Here is a 25,201-nt window from a genome sequence, read left to right on the forward strand (position 1 = left end):
AACGCCGATCGCCCAATCTAGTCCGGAGCCGAGCCCGGTGATGGCGGCTTGCACATAAAGGGGTTGGACGGGTCGTGACCAAAGGGTGGAAATTATACGATCAGCGACTGGCCTGGGTCCTCGTCGCGCCTGTGCTTTTACTGCTTACCCTGCTTCTGCTGCTGCCGATCGCGATGATGACGGTCTACACGTTTTTCACCTTCGTCACCGCGGGGGTGGAGTCGGCGGTGCTGACCTTCGACAACTGGAAGGAATTCCTCACCGACAGCTACTATCACGGTTTTCTTTGGAAGACCGTTCGCGTCGGCGCCATCACCGCTGTGATCTGCGCGATCCTTGGCTATTTTCCCGCCTATTTCATCTGGGCCACGACCTTCAGGCACAAATGGCTGTTGTTGCTGCTGCTCATCGTGCCGTTCTGGATCAGCTTCACCATCCGGACATTCTCGTGGATCCATATTCTCGGCGAACAGGGGCTGATCAACGTCGTGCTCATCAGGCTGGGGATTATCAACGAGCCGTTGCCGATGCTCTACACCGAGGGCGCCGTCATCATGGGGCTGCTGCATTTTCTGCTGCCCTATATGATCCTGAACGTCTATGTCAGCCTGGAAAGCATCGACCGCACGCTGATCGCCGCCGCCCGCTCGATGGGCTGTACCAGCGCGCAGGCGTTTCGCGAAGTGACCCTGCCGCTATCGATGCCCGGGCTGGGCGCCGGGCTGCTGCTCTGCTTCGTGCTGGCGGCCGGCTCCTATGTGACGCCGCAGCTGCTCGGTGGCAGCCGCGATGCGCTGTTCGGCAACTTGATCTACGACACCATCATGGGGCAGCTCAATTGGCCGATGGGCGCCACGCTTTCCATCGTCCTGTTCGTCCTGCTCGGCGCGGCCGCGGCCGCCTATAGCCGCTATATGGGCCTATCGCAGATCATGAAGGGCCTCAGTGCATGAGAGCGGACCATCCCGATCGCGAAGGCAGATGGGTGTGGCGGCTGACCGGCGCGATCACGGTGTGCGTCTACGTCTTCATGTTTGCGCCGATCCTCGCCACGGTCGTGCTTTCCTTCAATGCCTCGATGTTCGGCGGCTTTCCCCTCACCGGCTTCAGCCTGCGATGGTACGAAAAGCTGCTCACCAACGAGCCGGTTCTCGACGCCTTCCGGACATCGATGTGGATTGCCCTGGTGACGGCAACGGTGACGACGCTGCTCGGCATCATGGCGGCATTGGCGCTGGTGCGCTTCGAGTTCCGTGGCAAGCAGGCGATCAACACGCTTGTCATTCTTCCCGCGCTGGTCCCCGAAACGATACTCGGCGTCGGCCTGCTGGTCATGATCAAAGCCGTCGACCAGCCGCGCAGCATGACGCTGCTGGTGCTCGGCCACATTATGCTCACGCTCCCCTACGTGGTGCTGATCGTCCAGGCGCGCATGGTCGGCATAAAACGTTCCTATGAGGAGGCGGCGCTTTCGCTCGGGGCGCCGCGCGTGTCGACATTCCGCGAAATCACGCTGCCGCTGCTCATTCCCGCAGTGCTTGCCAGTGTTCTGCTCGCTTTCACCATTTCGTTCGACAACACCTCGGCCAGCCTGTTCTGGCGGCCGGCCGGCGTCGAGACCATGCCGACGCAAATCCTTTCGATGCTGAAGATCTCGATCAGCCCTGAGGTGAACGCGCTCGGAACCGTCATGATCCTTTTGACGGTCGGCATTCCCTTGGCAGGCGGGCTCATCCTGCAAAGCCTCACCTGGTTCAAGGCAGGCAAGTGAAAATGAAAATGGGAGAATGGAAATGAAACTGACAACCACCAAACGACTGGAACGGCTCAACGAACGCTATGCCAATGGCGACATCAGCCGGCGATCATTCCTGACGCTGACGGCCGCCGCTGCTGCCGCCACCGGGCTTTCCATGCCCTGGATGGGACGGGCGCTGGCCGCGGTTTCGGAAGTGCGCTTCGACGGATGGGGCGGCGTGGTGCAGGAGGCGATCGATAAGTACGCGTTCCAGCCTTATACCGCCAAGTCCAAGGTCAAGGTCGTCCAGGGCACCTTTGGCGACGAGAACGAGATCATCACCAAGATCAAGACGTCGAAACCAGGCGACTTCCAGATCGTCCATTCTTCCGGCGTCAACTACTACATCAAATACGTCAATGGCGGTTTCAATTCGGAGATCAACGAGGCAAACATTCCGAACATGGCGAATGTCCTGACCGCCATGATCGAGCCGTTCCGCAAGATCACGCCGAAGCTGTCGGCAGTGCCATATGATTACGGCACCACCGGCATCGCCTACAACAACAAGGTCATCTCGCCGGAGGAAGCCAAGGAAAAGGGCGCCAACCTGCTTACCGACAAGAAATATGCCGGCAAGATCGGCGGCTACGCCGATATGACGACGCGCGTCTGGTATGCGGCGCTGCAGACGAAACAGGACCCCAACAACATCCAGGACATGGACGTCGTCTGGGCCAAGGTTCGCGAGACCCGCGATCTGGCCAAGAAATTCTGGAGTTCCGGCGCGGAACTGATGGACCTCCTGTCGCGCAACGAGATCGTCGTCACCGACGCCTGGTCAGGACGTGTCGCCGCCCTGCAGCAGCAGGGCCAGCCGATCGGCTATCTCGACCCTGCCGGCTCATACGCGTGGATGGAGGACATGCTGGTGCTCAAGGGTTCGCCGATGGCCGAATGCGAGGAACTGATCAACTTCATGCTGGATCCTGCCACCTCGATCGCCGTCGCCGAGGGCCAGAACTATCCGCCATCGCTTGACCCCACCAAGGTGAAGCTGACCGACAAGATCGCGGCGCTTCCGGCCTTCGACCCGACTGGATCGATGAAATCGCTGACCTTCGCCGATCCGCTCTACTGGGCGAAGAACGAAGACGCCTGGACCAAGCAATGGGACAGGGTGTCGAAAGGTGCATGACGACAACAGCCACGACCAGCAGCCCCGGCCGGCTTCGGCCGGGGCTGATGGCGACCCGCTCGCCCAGAGCGAGCGGCAGCCGATAGGAAAGCCTGCGGTCGAGTTTCGCGACATCGATATTTTCTACGGCAAGTTCGCCGCTGTGCGCGATTTTTCACTGGCAATCCGCAAAGGTAGTTTCGTCACCTTGCTGGGGCCGTCCGGGTGCGGCAAAACGACGATCCTGCGCTCGATCGCGGGCCTGGTCGACCTCTCCAGTGGCCAGATCTCGATCGGCGGAAAGCGGGTCGACGACATCCCGATCTATAAGCGCAACATTGGTCTGGTGTTCCAGAACTACGCGCTCTTTCCGCACAAGAACGTCTTCGACAACGTCGCATTCGGCCTGAAATACCGGAACGTGCCGAAACCGGAAATCGTGCGCCGGGTCAAGAAGGCGCTGGATATGGTGCGGCTGCCCGGCAGTGAGACAAAGCTGCCGTCGCAGCTCTCGGGCGGCCAGCAGCAACGCATCGCACTGGCCCGCGCCATCGTCTTCGAGCCGGAAGTGCTGCTGCTGGACGAGCCCTTGTCGGCGCTCGACGCCAATATGCGCGAGGACATGCGCGTCGAGATCAAGAAAATCCAGAGGGAGACGGGCATCACCGCTATCTTCGTGACGCACGACCAGGAAGAAGCCTTGTCGATGTCCGACCACATCGTCGTGATGAACGCCGGCCTGATCGAGCAGATCGGCTCCCCCGCGCAGGTCTATGACCAGCCGGCCACCGCATTCGTCGCCAATTTCCTGGGCAAGGCCAACATGCTGCCCGGCAGCGTGACAGTGATGGACGGCAAGATGGCGACGATCGCGCTGGCCACCGGCCATGTCGTAAAGGCGGCCGCGCCGAAGGCGCTCGCGACCGGCAGCGCGGTCACCGTCGTCGTTCGCCCGCAGAAGCTTACCGTCGGTACCGCCGGTGCTGCCAACAGGCTGGCGGGACGGATCGTCTCGACCTCCTATCTCGGCGGCAATGCGGTCTACGAGATCGACATCGGCGCCGGCACGCTGGTGCGCGCCAACACGTTGATCGACGGACAGCCGCTGCGCGAAGGCGAAACGGTCGATGTCTGCTTCGACCCGCTGGGTTGCGTACTTCTCGACGCGCAAGGTGTACGCATCGCCTAGCGAGGCGGCGCTGACCCGTTCAGTCTTTCGCGTCACCCTTTGGCCCGAGAAATCGCGCATAGATCTCACCGACAATACCGCGCCGGAAAACCAGCACGCAGACCATGAAGGTCAGGCCCGTGGCGATGGTCACTGGAAAATTCGAGGTGGCGAGCGTGTTCTCCAGGCCGACGACCAGACTGGCGCCGATGATCGGCCCGACCATGGTGCCGATGCCGCCGAGGAGCGTCATCAGGATCACCTCGCCGGACATCTGCCAGGTGACGTCGGTGAGTGTGGCAAACTGGAAAACGATCGCCTTGAGCGCGCCGGCCAGCCCGGCCAATGTTGCCGACATGACGAAAGCCGCCAGCTTGTAGTTGGCGACGGAATAGCCAAGCGAAATGGCCCGGCTCTCGTTTTCCCGGATGGAACGCAGGATCATGCCGAAAGGCGAGTTGATGATGCGCCAGATGGCGAACACGCCGATCAGGAAGACCGCCAGCACGAAATAATAGATGTTCATCGAGACGTTCAGGTCGAGCATTCCAAGCAGCCTGCCGCGCGGCACGCCCTGGATGCCGTCCTCACCTCCGGTGAACGGCGCCTGCACGCAGAAGAAGAAGAACATCTGCGACAGCGCCAGCGTGATCATGGCGAAATAGATGCCTTGCCGGCGGATGGCAAAGAAGCCCATCACAAGGCCGAGCAGCGCGGCACCCAGGACACCGAGCAGGATGCCCGCTTCCGGTGGCCAGCCCCAGACCTTGACCGCGTATGCGGTGAAATAGGCCGCCCCGCCGAAGAATGTCGCATGGCCGAAGGACAACAGCCCGGTGTAGCCGAGCAGAAGGTTGAACGCGCAGGCAAACAGCGCAAAGCACAGCATCTTCATCAGGAAGATCGGATAGACGAAGAAAGGCGCCACCAGCAGCGCCAGGATGCCGAGCCCGACCAGCGCCCATTCAAGCCGTGCCGAATTCTTGGCACGCGTCTCGCGAAGTGTCAGTTCGGCCATCTCAGGCATCCCTTCCGAACAGGCCGGCTGGCCGGACCAGAAGCACGATTGCCATGATGACGAAGACCACCAGATTGGAGGCTTCGGGATAGAAGACCTTGGTCAGGCCTTCGGCGAGGCCAAGCATGTAACCGGTGACGATCGCCCCGAGGATCGATCCCATGCCGCCGACCACGACGACGGCGAAGACGACGATGATGAGGTCAGATCCCATCAGCGGGCTCACCTGATAGATCGGCGCGGCGAGAACCCCTGCAAGTCCGGCAAGAGCGGCGCCGAGGCCGTAGGTGAGGGTCAGCAGCAACGGCACGTTGACGCCGAAAGCCTGCACCAGGCCGGGGTTCTCCGTCGCCGCGCGCAGATAGGAGCCCAGCCTGGTCTTCTCGATCAGCGCCCAGGTGCCGAAACAGACGATCATCGAGGCGACCACCACCCAGCCGCGATAATTGGGCAGGAACATGAAGCCGAGATTGGTTCCCCCGGAGAGCAGCGGCGGCACGGAATAAGGACTTCCCGATACGCCATAGTAGTAACGGAACACCCCTTCGAGCACGAGCGCGAGGCCAAAGGTGAAAAGCAGCCCGTAAAGCGGGTCGATGCCGTAAAGCCTCGACAGCGCCAGGCGCTCGACCACGACGCCGAAGCCGCCGACGATCAGCGGCGACAGGATCAGAGCCGGCCAGTAGCCGATGCCGAACCGGGTGAGAAGCAGGTACCCGACGAAGGCGCCGAGCATATAGAGCGCGCCGTGGGCAAAATTGATGACGCGCAACAGGCCGAATATGACAGCCAGGCCCAGGCTCAACATTGCGTAGAACGAGCCGTTGATGAGGCCGACCAGCAATTGGCCGAGGAATGCCTGAACGGGTATCCCGAAGATCATCGTCATGGCGCCATCATACACCCAGCACTTCATGCAGCAGCGTCATGCGATCCGGCAGTTCGCCGACCGGAAAGCCCGCCACGACCTTGCCGTGCTCCATCAGGTAGAAACGGTCGGTGACGCGGCTGGCAAAGCGGAAATTCTGCTCGACCAGCAGGATCGTCATGCCGCGCTTTTTCATCGTCGCCAGCAGATCGCCGATGCGCTGCACAATGACCGGAGCCAGGCCCTCGGTCGGCTCATCGAGAAGCAGCATTTTCACGCCGGTTCTGAGCATGCGCGCGATCGCCAGCATCTGCTGCTCGCCGCCCGACAGCCTGGTGCCCGGGCTGTTGCGGCGCTCCTTCAGATTGGGGAAAAGATCGAATATTTCCTGCACGCTCATGCCGCCCTCGGCGACGATCGGCGGCAGAACCAGATTCTCGTCCACGGTCAGCGTCGCAAAGATGCCGCGTTCCTCCGGCACCAGGCCGATGCCTTGATGCGCGGTCCGGTGCAATGGCAGGCGCATCAGATCCTTGCCGTCGAAAAAAATCTGGCCGGTCCGCTGGCGGATCAGCCCGATAATGGCGCGCAATGTCGTAGTCTTGCCGACGCCGTTGCGGCCCAGCAACGTCACAGTTTCACCTGGAAAGACCTCAAGATCGACGCCGTGCAGCGCATGGCTCTCGCCATACCAGGCGTTGAGGCCGCGGACTGCGAGAAGCGGCGCGGCGTCACTCATCGGCGGTGCCCATATAGGCGATCCTCACCCGCTCGTCGCGGCTGACCGTGGAGTAGTCGCCGGCGGCAAGGATTTCGCCGCGCTGCATGACGGTTATCCAGTCGCAAAGATCGGCTACAACAGTCAGATTGTGCTCGACCATCAGCACCGCACGCTCCCTGGCGACCGAGCGGATGATGTCGGAAACCGTGCGCACATCCTCGTGCCCCATGCCGGCCATCGGCTCGTCGAGCAGCAGCACTTTCGGGTCGAGCGCCAGCGTCGTGGCGATCTCGAGCACGCGTTTCCTGCCATAGGAGAGATCGGCGGCGGGCCTGTTCTTGGCATCGTCGAGGCCGACCGACCGCAAAAGCTCCTCGGCGCGCGGCGTCAATCGATCGAGCGCAGACAGCGAGCGCCAGAACTGAACGCTGAGCCCGCCCGGCCGCTGCAGCGCAACACGCACATTGTCGAGCACGCTGAGATGTGGAAACACCGCCGAGATCTGGAACGAGCGCACCAGGCCCATCCGCGCGACCTTGGCCGGCGAGGTGCGGGTGATGTCGTGGCCGAGCAGTTCGATCCTGCCGCTGGTCGGCGGCAGGAACTTGGTGAGCAGGTTGAAGACGGTGGTCTTGCCGGCGCCGTTGGGTCCGATCAGCGCGTGGATGTTGCCGTGGTAGAGGTCGAGATCGACATTCCTGACCGCAACAAAGCCGGCGAAGTCACGCCGCAGGCCGCGGGCGGAAAGCACCACCCGCGGCCGATCCGGTTCAGGCGGCGCCATCGGTCCGCCAATCACTCGCCTGCCATGGGACAGCCGCTCTCCTTGGGGCTCAGAAACGCCTCGTTACCGGGGATCGTAGCGAGCGGTTTGTAATAGTCCCACTCCTTGGTGCTCTCGCTCGGCGACTTGACCTGATAAAGATACATGTCATGAACCATGTTGCCGTCGGCCCGCACTTTGCCGTTTGCCGTAAAGACATCGTTCACCGGCATCGCATGCAATTCCTTTGCGACCGCCTCGGTTCCATCGGTGCCGGCTTTGTCGATCGCCTTCAAATACTGGGTCACCGCTGAATAGGTGGCGGCCTGGATCATATTCGGCATGCGGTTGGTGCGCTTGAAGAAGCGCTGGGCGAACTCGCGACTCTTGTCGTCGCGATCCCAGTAGAAACCTTCGGTCAGCACCACGCCTTGCGCCGCCTCGAGACCGAGCCCATGCACCTCGGCCAGCGTGAACAGAAGTGCTGCAAGCCGCTGACCACCCTGCACGATACCGAATTCGGCCGCTTGCTTGATCGAGTTGGAGGTGTCGAGGCCGGCATTCGCCAGGCCGATAACCTTGGCGCCCGACGATTGCGCCTGCAGCAGGAAGGATGAATAGTCGGTCGAGCCGAGCGGGTAACGCACCTCGCCAACCACCTTGCCGCCATGGCTCTCGACGAACTTTGCGGTCTGCTCCTTCAGCGAATAGCCGAATGCATAATCGACTGTGACGAAGAACCAGCTGTCGCCGCCTTGCTGGACGAGAGCGCCACCAGTCCCCACTGCCTGCGAATGCGTGTCGTAGGCCCAGTGGAAGCCATAGGGCGAGCACTGTTTACCGGTTAGCTCGGTGGTCGCGGCGCCGGTGACGATGTCAATTTTTTTCTTTTCCTTGGAAATTCCCTGGACGGCGAGCGCCACCGAGGAGGTGGTCAGTTCCATGATGGAATCGACCTGTTCGGTGTCATACCACTGCCGCGCAATGTTGGAGGCGATGTCCGGCTTGTTCTGGTGGTCGGCGCTGACGATCTCGATCGGCGAGCCTTGTACCTTGCCGCCGAAATCCTCGACCGCCATCTTGGCGGCCTCGACCGACCACTTGCCGCCGAAATCGGCATAGACGCCCGACTGGTCGTTGAGAATGCCGATCTTGATCTTGCCGTCGGAAATCTCGGCGGCTGCGGCAGGCATCGCGGTCGCTGCAAGAAGCGCGGCCGAGACCAGGTACGATATCTTCATTGGTGACTTCCTCCCTTATGGTCGACAACCGAGCAACATGTCGGCGGCAGCCTGCTGCAGCACGAAGAGTGGCCTCCCACATTCCGTCCTCGCCGGCGCAAAATCACGCAGCGCTGTACGGCCGCCGTCCTTCAAATCGTAGCATCGCTCGGCAACGCGAGAACAGTTACTTTAGTATTAGGCATCCGCGATGCCCGGCCGCCGAAGCGCAACATAGCGCCGGATCGTGCGGCGTCCAGATCGGCCTCTATTCTCGCCGAAGCAATGATTACGGCTGACGGTCCGGATATCGTTGAACGAGAATTCCCTCGTCAACCGCCGGCTGGATGATGGCAAGCAACCAGGCGGCCCTCGCCAATGCTTTGGAGAAGCGGGCGCTCGCTGCGGCAGATCGGGGTGGCAGCTGGGCAACGGGTGTGGAACCGGCACCCCGAGGGTGGGTTCATCGGGCTGGGCAGATCACCCTTGAGCACCAGCCGGCCGCGCCGCGCCCGGTCGATGCTGGGTATCGGCACGGCGGAACGCAGCGCCGCGGTGTAATGATGTCTGGGCGCCGCAAAGACCTCGTCGGTCGGCCCGCTCTCCACGATTGACCCCAGATACATCACCGCCACACGGCTCGAGATTTGACGCACCACGGAAAGATCGTGGGCGATGAACACATAGGTCAAGTTGAACTCCTCGCGCAGGTCGGCGAGCAGATTGACGATCTGCGCCTGGATCGACACGTCGAGCGCCGAGACCGGCTCGTCGGCCACGATCAGCCGTGGCCGCAGCGCCAGCGCGCGGGCGATGCCGATACGCTGGCGCTGGCCGCCGGAGAATTCGTGCGGGTAGCGCGATGCGTGCTGGGGCGACAAGTCGACCCGGCGCAGGAGCTCGGCCACGCGGTCCGCCATTTCCGATGCCGAGAGGCGTTCATGGATGCGGAACGGATCGGCCAGCAGATCGCCGACCCGCCGGCGCGGATTGAGCGAAGCGCTGGGATCCTGAAAGACCATCTGCATCTGCCGCCGCAACGGACGAAGCTGGCGCTGGGAGGCGTCGCTGATGTCGCGGCCCTCGAATTCCAGCGACCCCGAGCTGATTTCGGTCAGACGCACCAGACACCGGCCAAGCGTGGATTTGCCGCAACCGGACTCGCCGACGATGCCGAGGGTCTCCCCGGGCCAGATGTCTAGCGACACCGTATCAACCGCATGCACGGTCCGGCGCTGCGCCGGGAAGATCGAGCGGCCGACGCTATAGCGCTTCGACAGGTCGCCGGCACGAAGCAGCGGACGTTCGCGTGGCATGGCATTCATCGTTGCATCTCCACCACGCCGCCAGGCCTCTGGGCAGCGAATTGTCTGCGCGTAGGCTCCGGCAACAGGCACGCGGCGCGATGGCTCTCGCCTTGCATGATCGGCAGTTGAACCAGACAGGCGTCGTGGCGAAAGGCGCAGCGGGGGCTGAAGGCGCAGCCTTTCGGCAGGTTGGAGAGCGACGGCGGAATTCCCGGAATGGCAGCGAGCCGGGCTGGACGTGGTCCCTCCATCGGCGGGATCGAGCCGAACAAGCCCCATGTGTAGGGATGCAGCGGCGCCCGGAACACGCTGCTCTTGCCGCCCTCCTCGACAAAGCGTCCGCCATACATAACCAGTACCCGGTCCGCGACTTCGGCGACGACGCCAAGATCATGCGTGACCAGGATCACAGCGGAACCGAACTGGTCGCGCAATCGTCCGATCAGTTCGAGGATCTGCGCCTGCACGGTAACATCGAGGGCTGTAGTCGGTTCATCCGCGACGAGCAGCGCCGGGTTGCACGAGAGCGCCATGGCAATCACCGCGCGCTGGCGCATACCGCCGGAAAGCTGGTGCGGGTAGCTGTCGATGACCCGATCCGGATTTGCGATGCCGACGGCATCCAGCAATTGCACGGCCCTCGCCCGTGCCGCTTTCGCCGACACCTTTTCATGCGCGCGGACCTGCTCGCCGATCTGGTTGCCGATCGTATGCACCGGGGTGAGCGCAGACATCGGATCCTGGAAGATCATCGCGATTTGGCGGCCGCGGATGGCATCGAGCGCACGCCGCTTGAGCCCGATCAGCTCCTGTCCCATGAAACGGATGGAACCGGAGACGATAGCGTTGGGGCTGTCGATCAACCCCATAATGGCGAGCAAGGTCTGGCTTTTGCCCGAACCGGATTCGCCGACCACACCGACGATCTCGCGCTGCTCGACGGAGAACGAAACACCTCCCACCGCCCGCACCAGGCCTTCGTCGCTGCGGAAGGAGACAGTGAGGTCCTTGACCACCAGAAGGGGAGCATCAGCCGACATTGCGCGCCCTCGGGTCGATTATGACGAAGACGACGTCGACGACGAAGTTTGCCATCACCACGAAGAAGGCGGCGTAAATCACCGTGGCCAGGATCATCGGCAGATCGAGGGTCTGCAGCGCCTCATACGTCAGTTTTCCGACACCCTGCAATCCGAAGACCACTTCGGTCAACAGCGCGCCGCCGCCGACCAAGGCACCGAAATCGAGGCCGAACATGGTGACGAATGCGACCAAAGAGGTCCTGAGGCCATGATGCAGCAGCACCCGGCGTTCGCCGATCCCCTTGGCCCGGGCGGTGCGGATGAAATCCTCCTGCATCATTTCGATCAGGCTTGCCCGCAGCACCCGGCCGTAGAGGCCGACATAAAGGGTTGCCAGCGTGAACCACGGAATGACGAGCGCCTTGAACCAGCCCCAGGGATTCTCGGTCAGGGGGATGTAGCCGAGCGGAGGAACCCAGGAAAACAGCCAGTTGTCGTGCCAGCGGCTTTGCGTCAGCAGGTTGGCGACCTCGCCCAGCCAGAAGACCGGGATCGACACACCTACCAGGCTCAGGATCATCAGCGCGCGATCAATGAATGTACCGCGCGTTGCGCCTGCGATCACACCGACGATCAATCCGCCGAGCACCCACAGCACTGCCGCGCCGCCGACCAGCGACAGCGTCACGGGAATGGCGCTTATCACGGTCGGAATGACGCGCTGCCCGCGATTGACGAAGGAGGTGAGATCGCGGCTGACGAAAAGCCGGTTCATCATCAGCCCATATTGCACCGGCAATGGCCGGTCGAGACCGAAATCGTGGCGCACCTGGATCAGCGTCTCTTGCGAAGCATTGCGGCCAGCAATGCGCGCCGATGGATCAGCGCCAGGCGTCGCAAAGAAGATCAGGAAAGCGACGACGCTGATACCGAACATAACCAGCACCATCTGGCCAAGCCGGAAGCCGAGCGCGGCAACCACTAGACGCCCCTCGGCGAGGATTTCGGATCGAGCGCGTCGCGCACGCCGTCGCCCAGAATGTTTAGAGCCAGCACCGTGATCACAATGGCTAGCCCCGGCGCCAGTGCCACGACCGGCCGCGAATAGAGCAGGCCCTGGCCGTCCTGGATGATCGTGCCCCAGCTGGCATCCGGCGGCTGCACGCCGATCGACAGGAACGACAGCGAGGATTCCGTCATCATGTTGAGCGCCAGGATCAACGGCACGAAAACGATGATGCGGGTCACCACATTGGGCATGATGTCGCGCAAAAGGATGCGCCAGGGCGATGCGCCAAGGCCGATCGCAGCGGTGACGAATTCGGCATGCATTAAGGTCAGGACATGGCCGCGGATCGGCCGCGCCACATAGGGCACATAGACGATGCCGATGATGAAGACCGGTAGCCACAGGCTGCCGGAGCGGATTTCGAACGGACCGATCTGGATACTCTGCGCAATCAGCACGATCGACAATGAAATTGCCAACAGGAAAATCGGAAAAGCCCAGAGCACGTCGAGAATGCGCGACAGGCCGATGTCGACGATGCCGCCGAAGAAGCCGGAAACGACCCCAAGGAATGTCGCGAGGACAAGGCACAGCACGGCTGCAGCACCCGAGATCAACAGCGAATCCCGTCCGCCGTAAAGCAGCCGCGCCGCGACGTCACGGCCCTGGTTGTCGGCACCCAGCATATAGGGTCCGATGCGCGAGGTCGGCCCGACCGGCGTCATGCCGAGGCCAAGGCCTTCGGTGGAGGGCTGCAGCACCGGCTGGGTCACCCCATCGACGACGATCTCGCCATTGAGATTGGTCACAAATGGATCGGTGCCGGAGACGTATCGCGCATAAAGCGGCGCCGCGAGCGAGGCGATCACGATGACGACGAGCACGGCGAAGGCAGATATTGCCGAACGATCGCCTTTCAGCTTGCGCCAAGCGGTGCGCCACGGGCCATCGGTGGCCCGGCGAACCGGGATGGCAGGCTGATCCGCAATGACATTGACCATGAACAGGATTGCCTGGGAAAAATCGCGGCCTGGAAGATGCGCTGATCCGCCGGAAAAGGAAATGCGACGGAGAGCCAGCGGCACTCCGTTGCATTGGCTCCGGTCGGCTATTCCACCCAGGACTGGCTGACAATCCAGTAGAATTGCGGGCTGAAGGTGAAGTTCTTCAGCCTGGAAGAGATCATATCGACGCGCTTTGGCGTGAACAGGACAGCGACCGGAGCCTTGTCCGTCACAGCCTTGTCGATGGCGGTCCAGAGTGTCGCGCCCTTGGCCGGATCGGCGATGGTGGCTGCCTCTGCCTCATCCATCGATGCGTCGATCGACTTGTCGCAGAACCCCGAAATATTGACCGAGGCGTCGGAGCCCGGCGTAAACGAGGCACAGCTGAACAAGACCTGCAGGAAATTCGATGGCGCCGGGTAGTCCTGGAACCATTGCGAGATCGAAATCTGCACCTTGTTATTGGTGTTCTGGATGTAGGTGAACTGTATGTTCTGCGAGATCGGCTTGACCGACGTCTTGTAGCCAAGCTGGTTGAGCACATCCTGCAGGTAGACGCCGATCGCTTTGGAGACCGTGGTGTCCTCGGTGATGATCGTCACCTCCTGACCTGCGGTTCCCGATTCAGCGACCAATTGCTTGGCCTTGTCCATATCCGGTGCTGACCACTTCTCGCCTGGATTGGCGGTGAACGGGCAATAGGCCGCAAATGACGGGAAGCCCGGTGGCAGGATCTGGCAGGCCGGCTGCGCCAGATTGCTGCCGCCGAACAGCTTGACGATCGCGGCGCGGTCGATCGCGAAGTTCACTGCCTGGCGAACGCGGATGTCGTTGAACGGCGCCAGATTGGTGTTCATCGGCGCGTACCACATCGCTGTCAGCGGATGAACCGTGACCTGCTTGGCATATTTGGTGCCGAGTTCAGCGAGACGGTCGGACGGCGGCGGGTCGAACATCCAGTCCGCCTGGCCGTTCTCGACAGCGGTCACCGCCGCCTCGTCGGTTAGGCCGAATTCGTAGTCGATCTCGTCCGGATATCCGGCCGGCTGCGCTTCCTTGCTCCATTCCTTGAAATGAGGGTTGCGCACAATCTTCATCAGCTTGTTGGGATCGTAGCTGGCGATCATGTAGGGTCCGGTGCCCGGGATCGGATCGGTGCCGGCGTCCTTCGGCGGCGCGCTCGCCGGCAGGATCGACGCATGCGGAACAGCCAGCTTCTGCAGGAACTCGGCATCCGGCTGGACCAGATTGAAGGTAATGTTTCCGGCGGCGTCGTCGACTGACAGGCCACCTTCGAGGGTACACGTCGCAGGCGTCTTCAAGCACGCATCCGCGCCGACGATGCCTTTGTAGAAGGTCCCGGCCGTCGGCCCGCTGATCTTGAAGATGCGTTGGAACGAAGCCACCACGTCCTTCGTGGTGACATCCGAGCCATCCGCGAATTTGATGCCCTTGCGCAGCTTGAAGACGTAGGTCTTGCCGCCGTTCTCGACCTGCGGGAGGCTTTCCGCCAGGTCCGCGACGACTTCGAAACCGGTCTTGTCCCCGGCCTTCTTGTAGGTCACCAGGCCATCGTAGAGGACATAATTGATCTGGAAATACTGCAGCGTGTAGTTGATGTGCGGATCGGCGGTGCCTGCCGCGGCATTGGCCAGCAGTCGGAGTGTGCCGCCTGGCTTGCCCTCGGTGGCCAGGGCACTGTTTGCCGGCGACATCATGGACACGCCGAGCAGAGCCAGGCAGGGCATCAACGCTGCAAATGCTTTTTGGGGTCGCATATTTGTTCCCTCATGGAGGCGTCTCGGCTTTTGCCGCGCTGAGCCCGGTCGATCGACCATTGCGCGGCTGAAACAGTCTGGGTTTGCGAACGGTGTCCGCTACTTGGCCCAATCGCAAAAGACTACGGCGAGCGAAGCCGGACGGGATAGCTATTAAGATAGATAGGGTCGGACAGGCTTATCCCCGCCTATTTGTTGAGCAGCCGGCCGACATGGCTATTTGACAAGCAATCATCAGCGGGTAAGCTTGCCCGATGCAAAGCCTTCCAGGCGATCTAGAGAGCCGGTTCCAAACCGGAATGAGCATCGACGCTGCCATGGCGGTGGCAACGGAGGTGCTGGAGCCTATCGGTTTCACCGCATTCATCTACGACTATACGCCCGTGCCGGTCAGTCACAAGGGCGAGCTTATCACGCCCTCGTTGATGGCTCTGCGCAACGTGCCGCGCGACATGCAGGATCTCTGGTGCAAGGGCGGATATTATCAGCTTGACCCGGTGCAGGAGGCCGCGCTCACCGTATCGAGACCGTTTCTCTGGTCGCACAGCGGCGTTCAGAGCACCGTCATGCAGCGCGTGCTCCAGTCCAAGCACGATCCTGTGGTCAGCTATTTGCTTGACACCAGGATGACCTGCGGCGTCACCGTACCCATTCGCCTTGCCGGCGGCGATCTCGCCACCTTCACTGCGATCCGTGCCGATCCGGAGGCCGGGTTCGAGCTCGAAGCCAGACCCTTGATCGCCGAGATCGGAGATCTGGGTCATCTGCTGCATGACTCCGCCTACGCCGGTTTCGACGCCGGAATCCGCACCTGCCAACATGTCCATCTGACGTCGCGCGAACGTCAGTGCCTGCGCCTGGCCGCTGCCGGACTGACGGCCAAGCAGGTTGCGCGTGAGATTGGCCGCGCGGTGCCTACCGCAACGCTGCACCTCAACGCGGCGACGCGAAAGCTTGGCGCGCGCAACCGCTTCCATGCCATCGCGCTCGCCGCCCATTACCGGCTGCTCGAACCGGAGCATTGAGGCTCGCGACCTGCGGGCGATCGGCCTTGCCTCGGGCGAACCCATAACCGGCGAACCTATAAATAGTGCTAGCTGTAAATGCGCTGGGCCGCTTAGTACCGTCGGCCGCAAACAAGGCTTGGGAGGGGTGCACCAAAGTGGCTCCTGCCGCGCCATGATGCGGAGCTTGGACTGTGACGGCACATGCGATCACCGAAGGATTTAGCGACTACAAGGGCTATCGCACCTGGTACCGTGTGACCGGGGACATCGGGTCGGGCAAGGTGCCCCTGGTCGTCGCTCATGGTGGACCGGGCTGCACCCACGACTATGTGGACTCATTCAAGGAGCTTGCCGGAACCGGGCGAGCCGTCATCCACTACGATCAGATCGGCAACGGCAAATCGACCCATCTGCCGGACAAGGGCGGCGACTTCTGGACCGTCGATTTCTTCCTGGGCGAACTCGATGCGTTGCTCGCCCATCTCAGCATTGCCGGCCATTATGCCCTGCTCGGCCAGTCCTGGGGCGGCATACTCTCGGCCGAGCACGCCGTGCGCCGCCCTGAGGGGCTGAAGGCATTGATCCTGGCCAATTCGCTGGCCTCGATGGCGCTGTGGGTGGAAGGAGCCCGGCAATTGCGCGCCGAGTTGCCAGCCGATGTGCAAAGTGCGCTCGACCGGCACGAAGCGGCGGGAACCACCGATCAGCCCGAATATGTTGCGGCGACGAAGGCTTTCTACGACCGTCATGTCTGTCGCGTCGTTCCGATGCCGCCAGAGGTCGCCCGGACATTTGCGGCAATCGAGGAAGATCCGACCGTCTATCACACCATGAACGGTCCGAATGAGTTCCACGTCATCGGCACGATGCGGAACTGGACCATCGTTGACCGCCTGCATCGGATCGAGGCGCCGACCCTGGTTTTCCGCGGCTTCTACGACGAAGCGACCGAGGCCTGCGTCCAGCCCTTTCTGGATCTTATCCCGTGCGTTGAAGGCCTGGTCTTCCCGAATTCCAGCCACATGCCGCATGTGGAGGAAAAGCACGACTGCCTCAGCGCCGTCGGGCGCTTCCTGGCCAAATACGATTGACGTTCCAGCACCAGGCCATCTGTTCCAACGGATCGTCGACACGACGCAGTCGTCGTGAGGCAGGTTCAGAAAACCTCGAACCGTCCCATTTCTCCGCCGACGCACATTGCTATGCCTCGGTGATGGCGACGCCACGCTATGTGGATGTCTCGCAAAGGCCTGCAGGGTCGTCCGATGAGGCCAAATCACGGGCAGAATGCCAGATCACGGACAGCATAAAGGAGCCCATTCGAGCGCCTTTTCCATTGCCCGCGGAGGCGAAGGCCTAACGTTGCGGCGCAGATTGGCATGTCGCCGGCATGGCCGCAATCAGCCTGCCATCCCCTGAACTGGCATCCCGTCGCTGAAAAACCTGACGGATACGGAGGACCAAGTTGCCGGTGGGTACGGAAAGTATCGGACCCAAAGTTTCGCCAAGCAGTTGCAACCGAATTCATTAGCCGGCGTTAAAGTGCGGGTGATCTAGCGGGGCATGGGGAGGCTTTCATGCAGACGTATCTCGTCGAGCGTATGGACGGCGACGATGTTATCTCGGTGCGCGTTGTCAACGCGCCGAGTCCGTTCAGAGCCGCAGCTATGATGACGGGCGGGCGTATTACCTTCCGAACGTGGGAAAAGGATTGGATCCGCGTGACCGACGAAAATCGGGGACAGATCTATGCCTATTGTTTCGTCCCCGGCAGCTATTCCGACACCGAAACATCGGCGGTATCGTCCGGAAGAACCACCGAATAGGCAATATGCCTGAATAGCGGCAATTCCATCTTCGACCCCACCTTGGTCTTCGAGCCCGCCTTGGCATGTGTCCGTGTCATGCGCACCACAACAGCCAGCGAGCCCGGCATGATTGGCTCTGCCGGCGGCTTGCGAAACAGGCGAAGTGACTAACCAAGCGTCATTGAGCGAAGATCGGGGCATCATCAGAATGATCGATGAAAAGATTGGGGCGGGGGGCGATAAGTGACCCTAATCTTAGCGTAGGCAACTCATGTCTTCGGCATATTTGGGATCAGAAGTCGCGGATCAGGATCTAGCGGTGGATTGTCAGACAACGACCTCGGATAATTGGTCAAGTGTCCCACAATACGCACTGGATCAGGGTGGTCCCGTACTGCGCCCATTTCAAAGATTGGGCGTCGATTTTACCAACATTGCGGCCTTCGATCACCTGAGAAATGTCGTCCGCCAGTACCCCGACAAGCTTGCAATCAGCGACGGCGCCAATCGTCTGACCTATTCCCAGCTCCTCCGGTCAGTCGAGACGCTGTCCCACCAGATCGCGGCGGCCGTCCCAGACGGACAGGCGATAGGGATTCTTCAGGCCAACTCGGCCTGGTATCCCATTGCCATGCTGGCAAGCATGACGGCTGGGCGGCCTTCGGTGCCACTCAACGCGCGAGATCCTAGCTCGCGTATCCTTGAAATCGTGGCCGGGGCGCGGCTCTCGGCTGTCCTGGGCGAGGGCAATGTCCGACCCGATGGTTTGCCTCACCTGGTCAATTGGATCGATGTGTCGACCAGTGCGGCCTCGCAGGCTGGGCAAGTGCCTCGTTCTTATTCCGTCTCGGTCGATGCGCCCGCCATCGTGCTTTATACGTCAGGGAGTACGGGCCGGCCCAAAGGCATCGTTAACAGCCAGCGCAGCTTGCTGTGCCGGGTCCAGCAATATGTCGATGCGTGCCACATCAACTCGGATGACGTTTTCCTGCCATTGACCGGACCGGCCACAATCGCCGGGTGCCGGGAGATTCTTGCTGCTCTTCTCACCGGCGCCACCTTGCATCTGGTCGAAGTCGAAGCGGTCGGCTTGCGCGCCGTTCAACGCCTGGTGCGATCCGAAGACGTGACAATCACCTATCTGGTGCCGGCACTGCTTCGCGCGCTTATGGCAGACGGACCTGCAGAAGCGTTCCATTCACTCAGAGTCGCCCGGATCGGTGGCGAGAAGGTGCCCTGGACCGACATCGCCCTGCTGCGCAAGGCCGTCTCCGATACGTGCCTTATCCAGATCGGTTATTCGTCAACCGAGACCACCGGCTCGCAATGGTTCCTGCCGCGAGACTGGCCAGAGCATGGAGATTCGGTTCCAGTTGGCTGGCTGCTGCCTGGAATCGCCTTCGCAATTGTCGACGAAGCGGGCCGCCGCGTTCAACCGGGCCGCAGCGGAGAGCTTCTGACCAGGAGCCCGTATGTCCTGCTTGGCCATTGGGAGGAGGGGGCGGTTGTGCCGGCAACATCAGACCCGCACGATCCAGGCCTTCGGATTTTCGCGACAGGTGACCTCGTTCGACTTGATGATCAAGGCCTACTGCACATCGTCGGTCGCAAGGGGCGCCAGGTAAAAATCAACGGTCGACGCGTCGAGCCAGCCGAACTCGAACGGGTGCTGCGTTGTGCACCCTCTGTCGCGGATGCCGTGGCAATCGTCACGGCCGCGAATGAGCTTGTCGCCTTTGCTATTCCTCGGCGCTCGGCCGAAGCGACCTTTTCGGACGAGCTTCGCCAGCTTGTCAGGACCAATCTGCCGCCGCCGCTGCGTCCCTTGCGGTTGCACACGATCGCCGAGATTCCGCGTCTGCCGAGCGGCAAAGTCGACATCACGACACTTGCAGAGATGGATCTTTCAGCCAGAGAGACAGCGGCGACCGCGCGTCCGCTCGAGCCGCAAGGCAAGCTGACCGCGCAGCAGGTCGTCCAGCGGGCATGGACCAGCATTCTCAATACGCGCGTAGCGGCAGGACGCTGGGATGACGCCGGAGGAGATTCGCTAAAGCTGCTGCACTGCGTCATGGAAATCGAAAGCGCCATCGGGCAGGAACTCGGCCTTGAGGCCTTCACCGTCGGGATGAGCCTGGAGCAAATGATCAAGGCGGTCGTGTCCGCCCAGGCAGGCGATCAAAGCGCGCGCGCCCAGAAGCACGACCCTCCCATTCTTTTTCTGTTCCCCGGGTCCGTCGGCTATGGCCCGAGCCTTGCTGCCTTTGCAGCAGCGATGGGCAAGGTGACCCGTGTTGCCCCGATCAGGTATCCGGCCCTGGCTATGATACTGCGCGGACAAGACAGCCTCGCCGATATGGCCGACGCCGCCGTCGACCAGATCCGCCGCGCCCAACCCTCGGGCCATGTACGACTTCTCGGCCATTCGCTCGGCGGCGCTGTTGCCTTCGAAGTTGCGGCGCGGCTGCTGGCAGCGGGGCGAACCGTAAAGTTCCTCGGCATCCTCGACACCAGCCTCGTCGGGGAGCGAAGCGCCCGCTGGGAGACGTTTACGCGCACAGTCAATCGAATCCGAACCAACCGCGTGTCCGCTTACCGGATGGCTTGCCGCGCCCTCGCGAAAGTTGCCGTGGCAATGAAGCGCGAGGCACAACTGGTCCAGTTTCTCGACCGCTTCGCTCAAGGACAGTTCAACGCGACGAGCTTTAGAACCAAACTAGAACTGCAAGAGGTTTTGCGCGCGCAAGCCTTCTTCCAGTGGGTGGCCGAGCCAAAGCCGGCTCTGCCGATCACAGGCACCCTGTTCCGCTGTGCTCGACCCGGAATGCCTCTGGCAATCGGCTGGGATAACGTCTTCGCCCATCTGGACGTGATTCCGATCGTCGGCAGCCACATCGATCTGGTTGTAGAGCCTCACCTTACCACCAATCGTCCCCTTATCGAGAAAGCGGTGGCGAAAACCTATTCGCCAATCGAGTCTCGCAAACTGGAGTACAAGCCATCGACCTGATCTCATCATTCGGCAAAGACGCCCTGGTGCTCGACGCTGGCGCGGAAGTCGATCGCATCGTCCAGATCTTGCGCCAGCAGGTCCTTGGCACGCTGCGACGTCGAGGCGTGGTTGTCGGCCTCTCAGGCGGCATCGACAGCTCCGTCGTTGCGGCGTTGTGTGTTCGCGCCTTTGGGAAAGGCAAGGTCCTCGGGATATTCATGCCGGAGCGCCATTCCTCCGGCGACTCACTGAGGCTCGGCCGCATTGTCGCCGCACACCTTGGTATCGAAACGATCCTGGAGGATATAACGCCGGCCCTGGAAGCGACCGGCGCCTATAGACGGCAGACCGAAGCAATCCAGACCGTCGTTCCCGAATATGGGGACGGCTGGAAATGCAAGCTGGTGCTCGCCTCGGTTCTCGAGAGCAACGGTCTCAACATCACGCGCCTCACGGTTCAGGACCCCGAGGGCAGGACCGACACAGTGCGCCTGCCGTCGGCAGCCTATCTGCAGATCGTCGCTGCAACCAACTACAAGCAGCGCCTGCGCAAGATGACCGAATACTACCATGCCGACCGCCTCAACTACGCGGTAGCGGGCACGCCGAACCGCCTGGAGTACGACCAGGGCTTCTTCGTCAAGCAGGGCGACGGAATTGCCGACCTGATGCCAATCGTCCACCTCTACAAGACCCAGGTCTACCAATTGGCCGAATATCTTGGGGTGGACGAAGAGGTCCGGCGCAGACCGCCCACCACGGACACCTTCTCGATGGCGCAGAGTCAGGAGGAGTTCTACTTCGCGCTTCCTTATTATCTGATGGATCTGTGCCTCTACGGCTTGAACCATGGGATCGCCGACGAAGACGTCGCTGAGGCAACCAGCCTCACGGTGATGCAGGTCCAGAAGGTTTTCAAGGATATCGACAGCAAGCGGCGCGCCGCACGTTATCTTCACGCGCGGCCGTTGGTGTCCTCTTCAATGGGCGAGGGCTAGGCGATGTGCGGCATCGCCGGAATTGTGTCGCTGAGCGCCGCAGCGGCGCCCCCTTCCCGGGATGCGCTGATACGCATGGCGGGGGCGCTGGCGCATCGCGGCCCGGACGAACGCGGCCTTTACCGGGACAGACGTGCGGGATTGGCGCATGCCCGCCTGTCCGTCATCGATCTCGCAAGCGGCCAGCAGCCACTCGCCGGCGCGGGCGACACAATGTGGATCGTCTTCAACGGCGAAATCTTCAATTACGTCGAGCTGCGACAAGATCTGGTTGCGCTCGGTTATTGCTTCCGCACACGCAGCGACACCGAGGTCATCGTCCATGCCTATCATGCGTGGGGCGAGGCCGCCTTCGAGCGAATGAATGGGCAGTGGGCAGTCGCCATCTGGGACTCCGTGGCAGCTCGTCTCGTCTTGTCTCGGGATCGGTTCGGCATTTGCCCGCTGCACTTTTGCGAGCATGGCGGGCGGCTTTACTTCGCCAGCGAGGTGAAGGCCATTTTCGCGGCCGATGCGGATATACCCCGCGCCTTCGATCCAGCCGGCATCGATCAGACTTTCACACTCTGGACTGTCGCGCCGCCACAAGGCGTGTTTGGAGGAGTAAGCGAACTCACGCCGGGGCATATCCGCATTTATGACAGCGGCGTCGTCCGGGAGCGGGCTTTTTGGAAGCCTGACTATCCAGAGGTTGACGGACCCGGCGATGATGAATTCACCGGCTCGCTTGATGACGCGGTGGAGGAAGTGCGCAGCGCCCTGGACGCCGCGACGGCGCTCAGGATAGTACGCGCCGACGTGCCGGTCGGCTGCTATTTGTCCGGCGGGCTCGACAGCTCGCTGGTCGCCACGCTGGGGAGACGCTTCGCGGGCGAGCGCTTCCAGACTTTCTCGCTGCGTTTTGCCGACGCCGAGTATGATGAGACGCATTTCCAGCGCCTGGTTGCCGGCGTGGCCGGCAGTGACCATCATGAGGTGGTTGTTTCGCGCAGCGATATCGCTGGCATCTTCCCTGAGGTGATCTACCACACCGAGCGGCCAATCCTCAGGACCGCGCCGGCGCCGCTGTTCCTGCTCTCGAGACTGGTGCGCCAGCATGGCATCAAGGTCGTGCTGACCGGCGAAGGGGCCGACGAAATGTTCGCCGGCTACGATTTGTTCCGCGAAGGCAAGGTCCGCCGCTTCTGGGGACGCCAGCCCGCCTCGACGCGACGCTCGCGGCTGCTGGAGCGCCTCTATCCCTATCTCAGCCGCTCGCCGGTACAGCAGCAGGCGATGGCACGCCAGTTCTTCGGGCGCGACATCCACGCCTGTGACGCGCCTGGTTTTGCGCATGGCACGCGCTGGCGAACCACAAGCGCCATCAAGCGGCTGTTTTCGGCAGACATGCGCGCCCAAACGGAGCGCCATAACGCCGTGTCCGAGCTGCTTGCCCGCCTGCCGCCGGAGTTTTCGCGATGGGGCTCTCTTGCGCAGGACCAGTATATCGAGATTCAGACGCTGATGTCGGGATACCTGCTTTCCTCACAAGGGGACAGAATGCTGATGGCTCATTCCGTCGAGGGGCGCTTCCCGTTCCTCGATCATGAACTCGTGAGACTCGCGAATTCGCTTCCGGCCGCCTACAAGCTGCGCGTGCTCGATGAAAAGCATGTGCTGAAGCGCGTAGCGCAACCGATCGTGCCGTCGGAAATCGTCACCCGCAAGAAGCAGCCTTACCGGGCTCCCAACGCGCTTTGCTTTGTCGCAGATGGCGCTCCGGCCTACATTCGCGAAGCACTTTCGGAGGCGGCGCTGCGCGAAGCGAACGTCTTCGATCCCAAGTCGGTTACCCGGCTCTTGAGCAAGTGCCAGGCCAGCGCCGGCGGCGGCGACCTGTCCAACTCCGACAATATGGCGCTGGTCGGAGTGCTGTCGACGCAGCTTCTCCATCGGCAATTTATCGCGAGCCGTCCAAGTGGGGCCCGCACGCTCAAGCTCAGCATCGATATCGACCGCGAACACCGCGAAGAGGTGCTCGCATGATGCATGGCGCCGTACCGCTCCTGCACGACTATCTCACCCACTCTGCCAGCCGGCTCGGCGAGAAGGTGGCCCTGGTGTGCGGCAATCAACGCGTCACTTATGGCGATCTCGATATGCGTTCGAACGCCATAGCGCACCATTTGACCGATGCCGGAATTGCGCGTGGCGATCGCGTGGTGGTCTTCGCCGACAACACTGTCGAGGCCGTCATTGCGTTCTGGGCGGTGCTAAAGGCCAACGCCGTGGTGTGCATCGTCAATCCGCTCACCAAAAGCGACAAGCTTGATTATCTGCTCAACGATTGCCGCCCGACGGCACTGATCACCGACAAACACCTGCACTCGATTTTCAGGGAGCCGGCGCGGAATTGCCCATCGTTGCGCCGCATGATCGTCTCCGGGCCGATCGAACACAGCGACCTGCAAGAATTGCCGCATGCTGTGCGCTGGGACGCTGCGGTCGCGGCAGCCGGCAGCACGCCGCCCTGGCGCCGCTGCATCGACATCGATCTCGCTGCGATCATTTATACGTCCGGCTCGACGGGCGAGCCCAAGGGCGTGATGCTGACGCATCGAAACATGATCGCCGCGTGCGCCTCGATTTCCTCATACCTGGCGCTTGCCGAAGACGAGGTGATCCTCAATGTCCTGCCGCTCGCCTTCGACTACGGTCTTTACCAGATGATCATGGCATTCGGCGCGGGCGCCCGGCTGGTGCTTGAGCGCTCATTCGCCTTCCCGGCGCAGATCCTTGGGCTGATCAAGCAAGAAAGGGTGACGGGTTTTCCCGGCGTACCGACCATCTTCGCCGCACTCGGGGAGCTCAGGTCTCTCAGGGATCAGGATTTTTCGAGTATTCGCTACGTCACGAACACTGCGGCCGCCCTGCCGCTCAAGCACATTCTCCTGCTGCAAGAGCTGTTTTCTGGCGCCCGCATCTATTCGATGTACGGCCTTACCGAATGCAAGCGCTGCACCTACCTGCCGCCGGAGGATCTGGAGCGAAAGCCGTCGAGCGTCGGGATCGCCATCCCCAATACGGAAATGTGGATTGTCGACGAGCATGACAGGCGGGTCGGCCCCGGCATCGTTGGTCAGCTCGTCATCCGCGGAGCGACGGTGATGAAGGGCTATTGGGGCAAACCGGAGGCGACAGCCAGGAAGCTCAAGCCCGGCCCGCTGCCGGGTGAGCAGGTCCTATACACCGGCGACTACTGCCGGATGGACGCCGAGGGCTACCTCTACTTCGTCGGTCGCGGCGACGAGATCATAAAATCGCGCGGAGAGAAGATAGCGCCGAAGGAGGTAGAAAACGTGTTGATGAACATTGCGGGCGTACGGGAAGCCGCGGTCATCGGCGTTCCGGACGAACTGCTCGGGCAAGCAGTGAAGGCATTTGTCGTGATGGAGCAGGGAAGCATGATCGGTGAAAAGCAGTTGCAGAAAGAGTGCCAGAGACGGCTGGAAAACTTCATGGTTCCGAAGTCCATCGTCATCGTACCCAGTCTGCCGATGACCGACACGGGTAAGCTCAAAAAAACGGCCCTGTCATGAGTCGGTACCAGGGCGAAGTTGATCA

21 protein-coding genes are annotated in these 25,201 nt (G+C 61.8%); 11 read left to right on the top strand and 10 right to left on the bottom strand.

Going from position 1 to position 25,201, the window contains the following annotated elements; genetic code table 11:
* Positions 1-74 precede the first annotated feature (74 nt).
* Genes NKH04_RS18775 through NKH04_RS18790 form a run of 4 tightly spaced genes read left to right on the top strand, consistent with a single transcriptional unit; the run spans position 75 to position 4,104 of the window.
* On the top strand, positions 75-953 hold the full coding sequence (locus NKH04_RS18775; protein WP_352851013.1) for an ABC transporter permease: 879 nt from the start codon (positions 75-77) through the stop codon (positions 951-953).
* On the top strand, positions 950-1,771 hold the full coding sequence (locus NKH04_RS18780) for an ABC transporter permease (RefSeq protein ID WP_352821405.1): 822 nt from the start codon (positions 950-952) through the stop codon (positions 1,769-1,771). The genes NKH04_RS18775 and NKH04_RS18780 overlap by 4 nt, the downstream gene beginning before the upstream one ends.
* 22 nt (positions 1,772-1,793) lie before the next feature.
* A complete protein-coding gene (locus tag NKH04_RS18785; RefSeq protein WP_352683178.1) occupies positions 1,794-2,936 on the top strand; it encodes an extracellular solute-binding protein in 1,143 nt (380 codons plus the stop codon).
* The gene (locus NKH04_RS18790) at positions 2,929-4,104 is read left to right on the top strand and encodes an ABC transporter ATP-binding protein (RefSeq protein WP_352683176.1); all 1,176 of its coding nucleotides are present in this window, start codon (positions 2,929-2,931) and stop codon (positions 4,102-4,104) included. Before NKH04_RS18785 ends, NKH04_RS18790 begins: the two co-directional genes overlap by 8 nt.
* A 19-nt stretch (positions 4,105-4,123) precedes the next feature.
* Here NKH04_RS18790 and NKH04_RS18795 read toward each other — a convergent pair whose 3' ends face one another.
* The 10 genes from NKH04_RS18795 to NKH04_RS18840 all read right to left on the bottom strand — a co-directional run bounded on the left by NKH04_RS18795 (position 4,124) and on the right by NKH04_RS18840 (position 14,763).
* Positions 4,124-5,101: a branched-chain amino acid ABC transporter permease gene (locus NKH04_RS18795; protein ID WP_352683173.1), complete on the bottom strand. Its 978-nt coding sequence runs from the start codon at positions 5,099-5,101 to the stop codon at positions 4,124-4,126.
* A 1-nt stretch (position 5,102) separates the two neighbouring features.
* Positions 5,103-5,990, bottom strand: coding sequence for a branched-chain amino acid ABC transporter permease (locus tag NKH04_RS18800; RefSeq protein ID WP_352921062.1), 888 nt, complete (start codon positions 5,988-5,990; stop codon positions 5,103-5,105).
* A gap of 7 nt (positions 5,991-5,997) precedes the next feature.
* On the bottom strand, positions 5,998-6,708 hold the full coding sequence (locus NKH04_RS18805; RefSeq protein WP_352472486.1) for an ABC transporter ATP-binding protein: 711 nt from the start codon (positions 6,706-6,708) through the stop codon (positions 5,998-6,000).
* The gene (locus NKH04_RS18810) at positions 6,701-7,474 is read right to left on the bottom strand and encodes an ABC transporter ATP-binding protein (protein WP_352472485.1); all 774 of its coding nucleotides are present in this window, start codon (positions 7,472-7,474) and stop codon (positions 6,701-6,703) included. The genes NKH04_RS18805 and NKH04_RS18810 overlap by 8 nt, the downstream gene beginning before the upstream one ends.
* Positions 7,475-7,485: 11 nt before the next feature.
* Complete coding sequence (locus tag NKH04_RS18815) at positions 7,486-8,694, bottom strand: ABC transporter substrate-binding protein (protein WP_352921060.1); 1,209 nt, start codon at positions 8,692-8,694, stop codon at positions 7,486-7,488.
* Positions 8,695-9,005: 311 nt separating this feature from the next.
* Positions 9,006-9,998 (bottom strand): ABC transporter ATP-binding protein, encoded by a 993-nt coding sequence (locus NKH04_RS18820; protein ID WP_352472483.1) that lies wholly within the window; start codon positions 9,996-9,998, stop codon positions 9,006-9,008.
* On the bottom strand, positions 9,995-11,020 hold the full coding sequence (locus NKH04_RS18825; RefSeq protein ID WP_352472482.1) for an ABC transporter ATP-binding protein: 1,026 nt from the start codon (positions 11,018-11,020) through the stop codon (positions 9,995-9,997). Before NKH04_RS18825 ends, NKH04_RS18820 begins: the two co-directional genes overlap by 4 nt.
* Positions 11,010-11,984: an ABC transporter permease gene (locus tag NKH04_RS18830; RefSeq protein ID WP_352541714.1), complete on the bottom strand. Its 975-nt coding sequence runs from the start codon at positions 11,982-11,984 to the stop codon at positions 11,010-11,012. The genes NKH04_RS18825 and NKH04_RS18830 overlap by 11 nt, the downstream gene beginning before the upstream one ends.
* Positions 11,984-13,012: an ABC transporter permease gene (locus NKH04_RS18835; protein ID WP_352921058.1), complete on the bottom strand. Its 1,029-nt coding sequence runs from the start codon at positions 13,010-13,012 to the stop codon at positions 11,984-11,986. The genes NKH04_RS18830 and NKH04_RS18835 overlap by 1 nt, the downstream gene beginning before the upstream one ends.
* Before the next feature lie 107 nt (positions 13,013-13,119).
* Complete coding sequence (locus tag NKH04_RS18840; RefSeq protein WP_353044752.1) at positions 13,120-14,763, bottom strand: ABC transporter substrate-binding protein; 1,644 nt, start codon at positions 14,761-14,763, stop codon at positions 13,120-13,122.
* A 329-nt stretch (positions 14,764-15,092) separates the two neighbouring features.
* Here NKH04_RS18840 and NKH04_RS18845 point away from each other — a divergent pair, with 329 nt between their 5' ends.
* The 7 genes from NKH04_RS18845 to NKH04_RS18875 all read left to right on the top strand — a co-directional run bounded on the left by NKH04_RS18845 (position 15,093) and on the right by NKH04_RS18875 (position 25,176).
* A complete protein-coding gene (locus tag NKH04_RS18845) occupies positions 15,093-15,818 on the top strand; it encodes a LuxR family transcriptional regulator (RefSeq protein ID WP_245274646.1) in 726 nt (241 codons plus the stop codon).
* Positions 15,819-15,991: 173 nt separating this feature from the next.
* Positions 15,992-16,891 (top strand): proline iminopeptidase-family hydrolase, encoded by a 900-nt coding sequence (locus NKH04_RS18850; protein ID WP_352472479.1) that lies wholly within the window; start codon positions 15,992-15,994, stop codon positions 16,889-16,891.
* A gap of 486 nt (positions 16,892-17,377) precedes the next feature.
* The gene (locus NKH04_RS18855; protein ID WP_352472478.1) at positions 17,378-17,626 is read left to right on the top strand and encodes a hypothetical protein; all 249 of its coding nucleotides are present in this window, start codon (positions 17,378-17,380) and stop codon (positions 17,624-17,626) included.
* A 253-nt stretch (positions 17,627-17,879) separates the two neighbouring features.
* Entirely contained in the window at positions 17,880-20,618 is a 2,739-nt protein-coding gene (locus NKH04_RS18860; RefSeq protein ID WP_502896435.1) for an AMP-binding protein, read from the top strand.
* Positions 20,615-21,598, top strand: a complete 984-nt coding sequence (nadE, locus tag NKH04_RS18865; RefSeq protein ID WP_352472523.1) for an NAD(+) synthase — start codon at positions 20,615-20,617, stop codon at positions 21,596-21,598. The genes NKH04_RS18860 and nadE overlap by 4 nt, the downstream gene beginning before the upstream one ends.
* Before the next feature lie 3 nt (positions 21,599-21,601).
* Positions 21,602-23,623, top strand: coding sequence for an asparagine synthase (glutamine-hydrolyzing) (gene asnB, locus NKH04_RS18870; RefSeq protein WP_352835877.1), 2,022 nt, complete (start codon positions 21,602-21,604; stop codon positions 23,621-23,623).
* On the top strand, positions 23,620-25,176 hold the full coding sequence (locus NKH04_RS18875; protein ID WP_352835880.1) for a class I adenylate-forming enzyme family protein: 1,557 nt from the start codon (positions 23,620-23,622) through the stop codon (positions 25,174-25,176). Before asnB ends, NKH04_RS18875 begins: the two co-directional genes overlap by 4 nt.
* Positions 25,177-25,201 lie beyond the last annotated feature (25 nt).

This window comes from Mesorhizobium sp. M1365 (assembly GCF_040317865.1).
GTDB lineage: Bacteria > Pseudomonadota > Alphaproteobacteria > Rhizobiales > Rhizobiaceae > Mesorhizobium.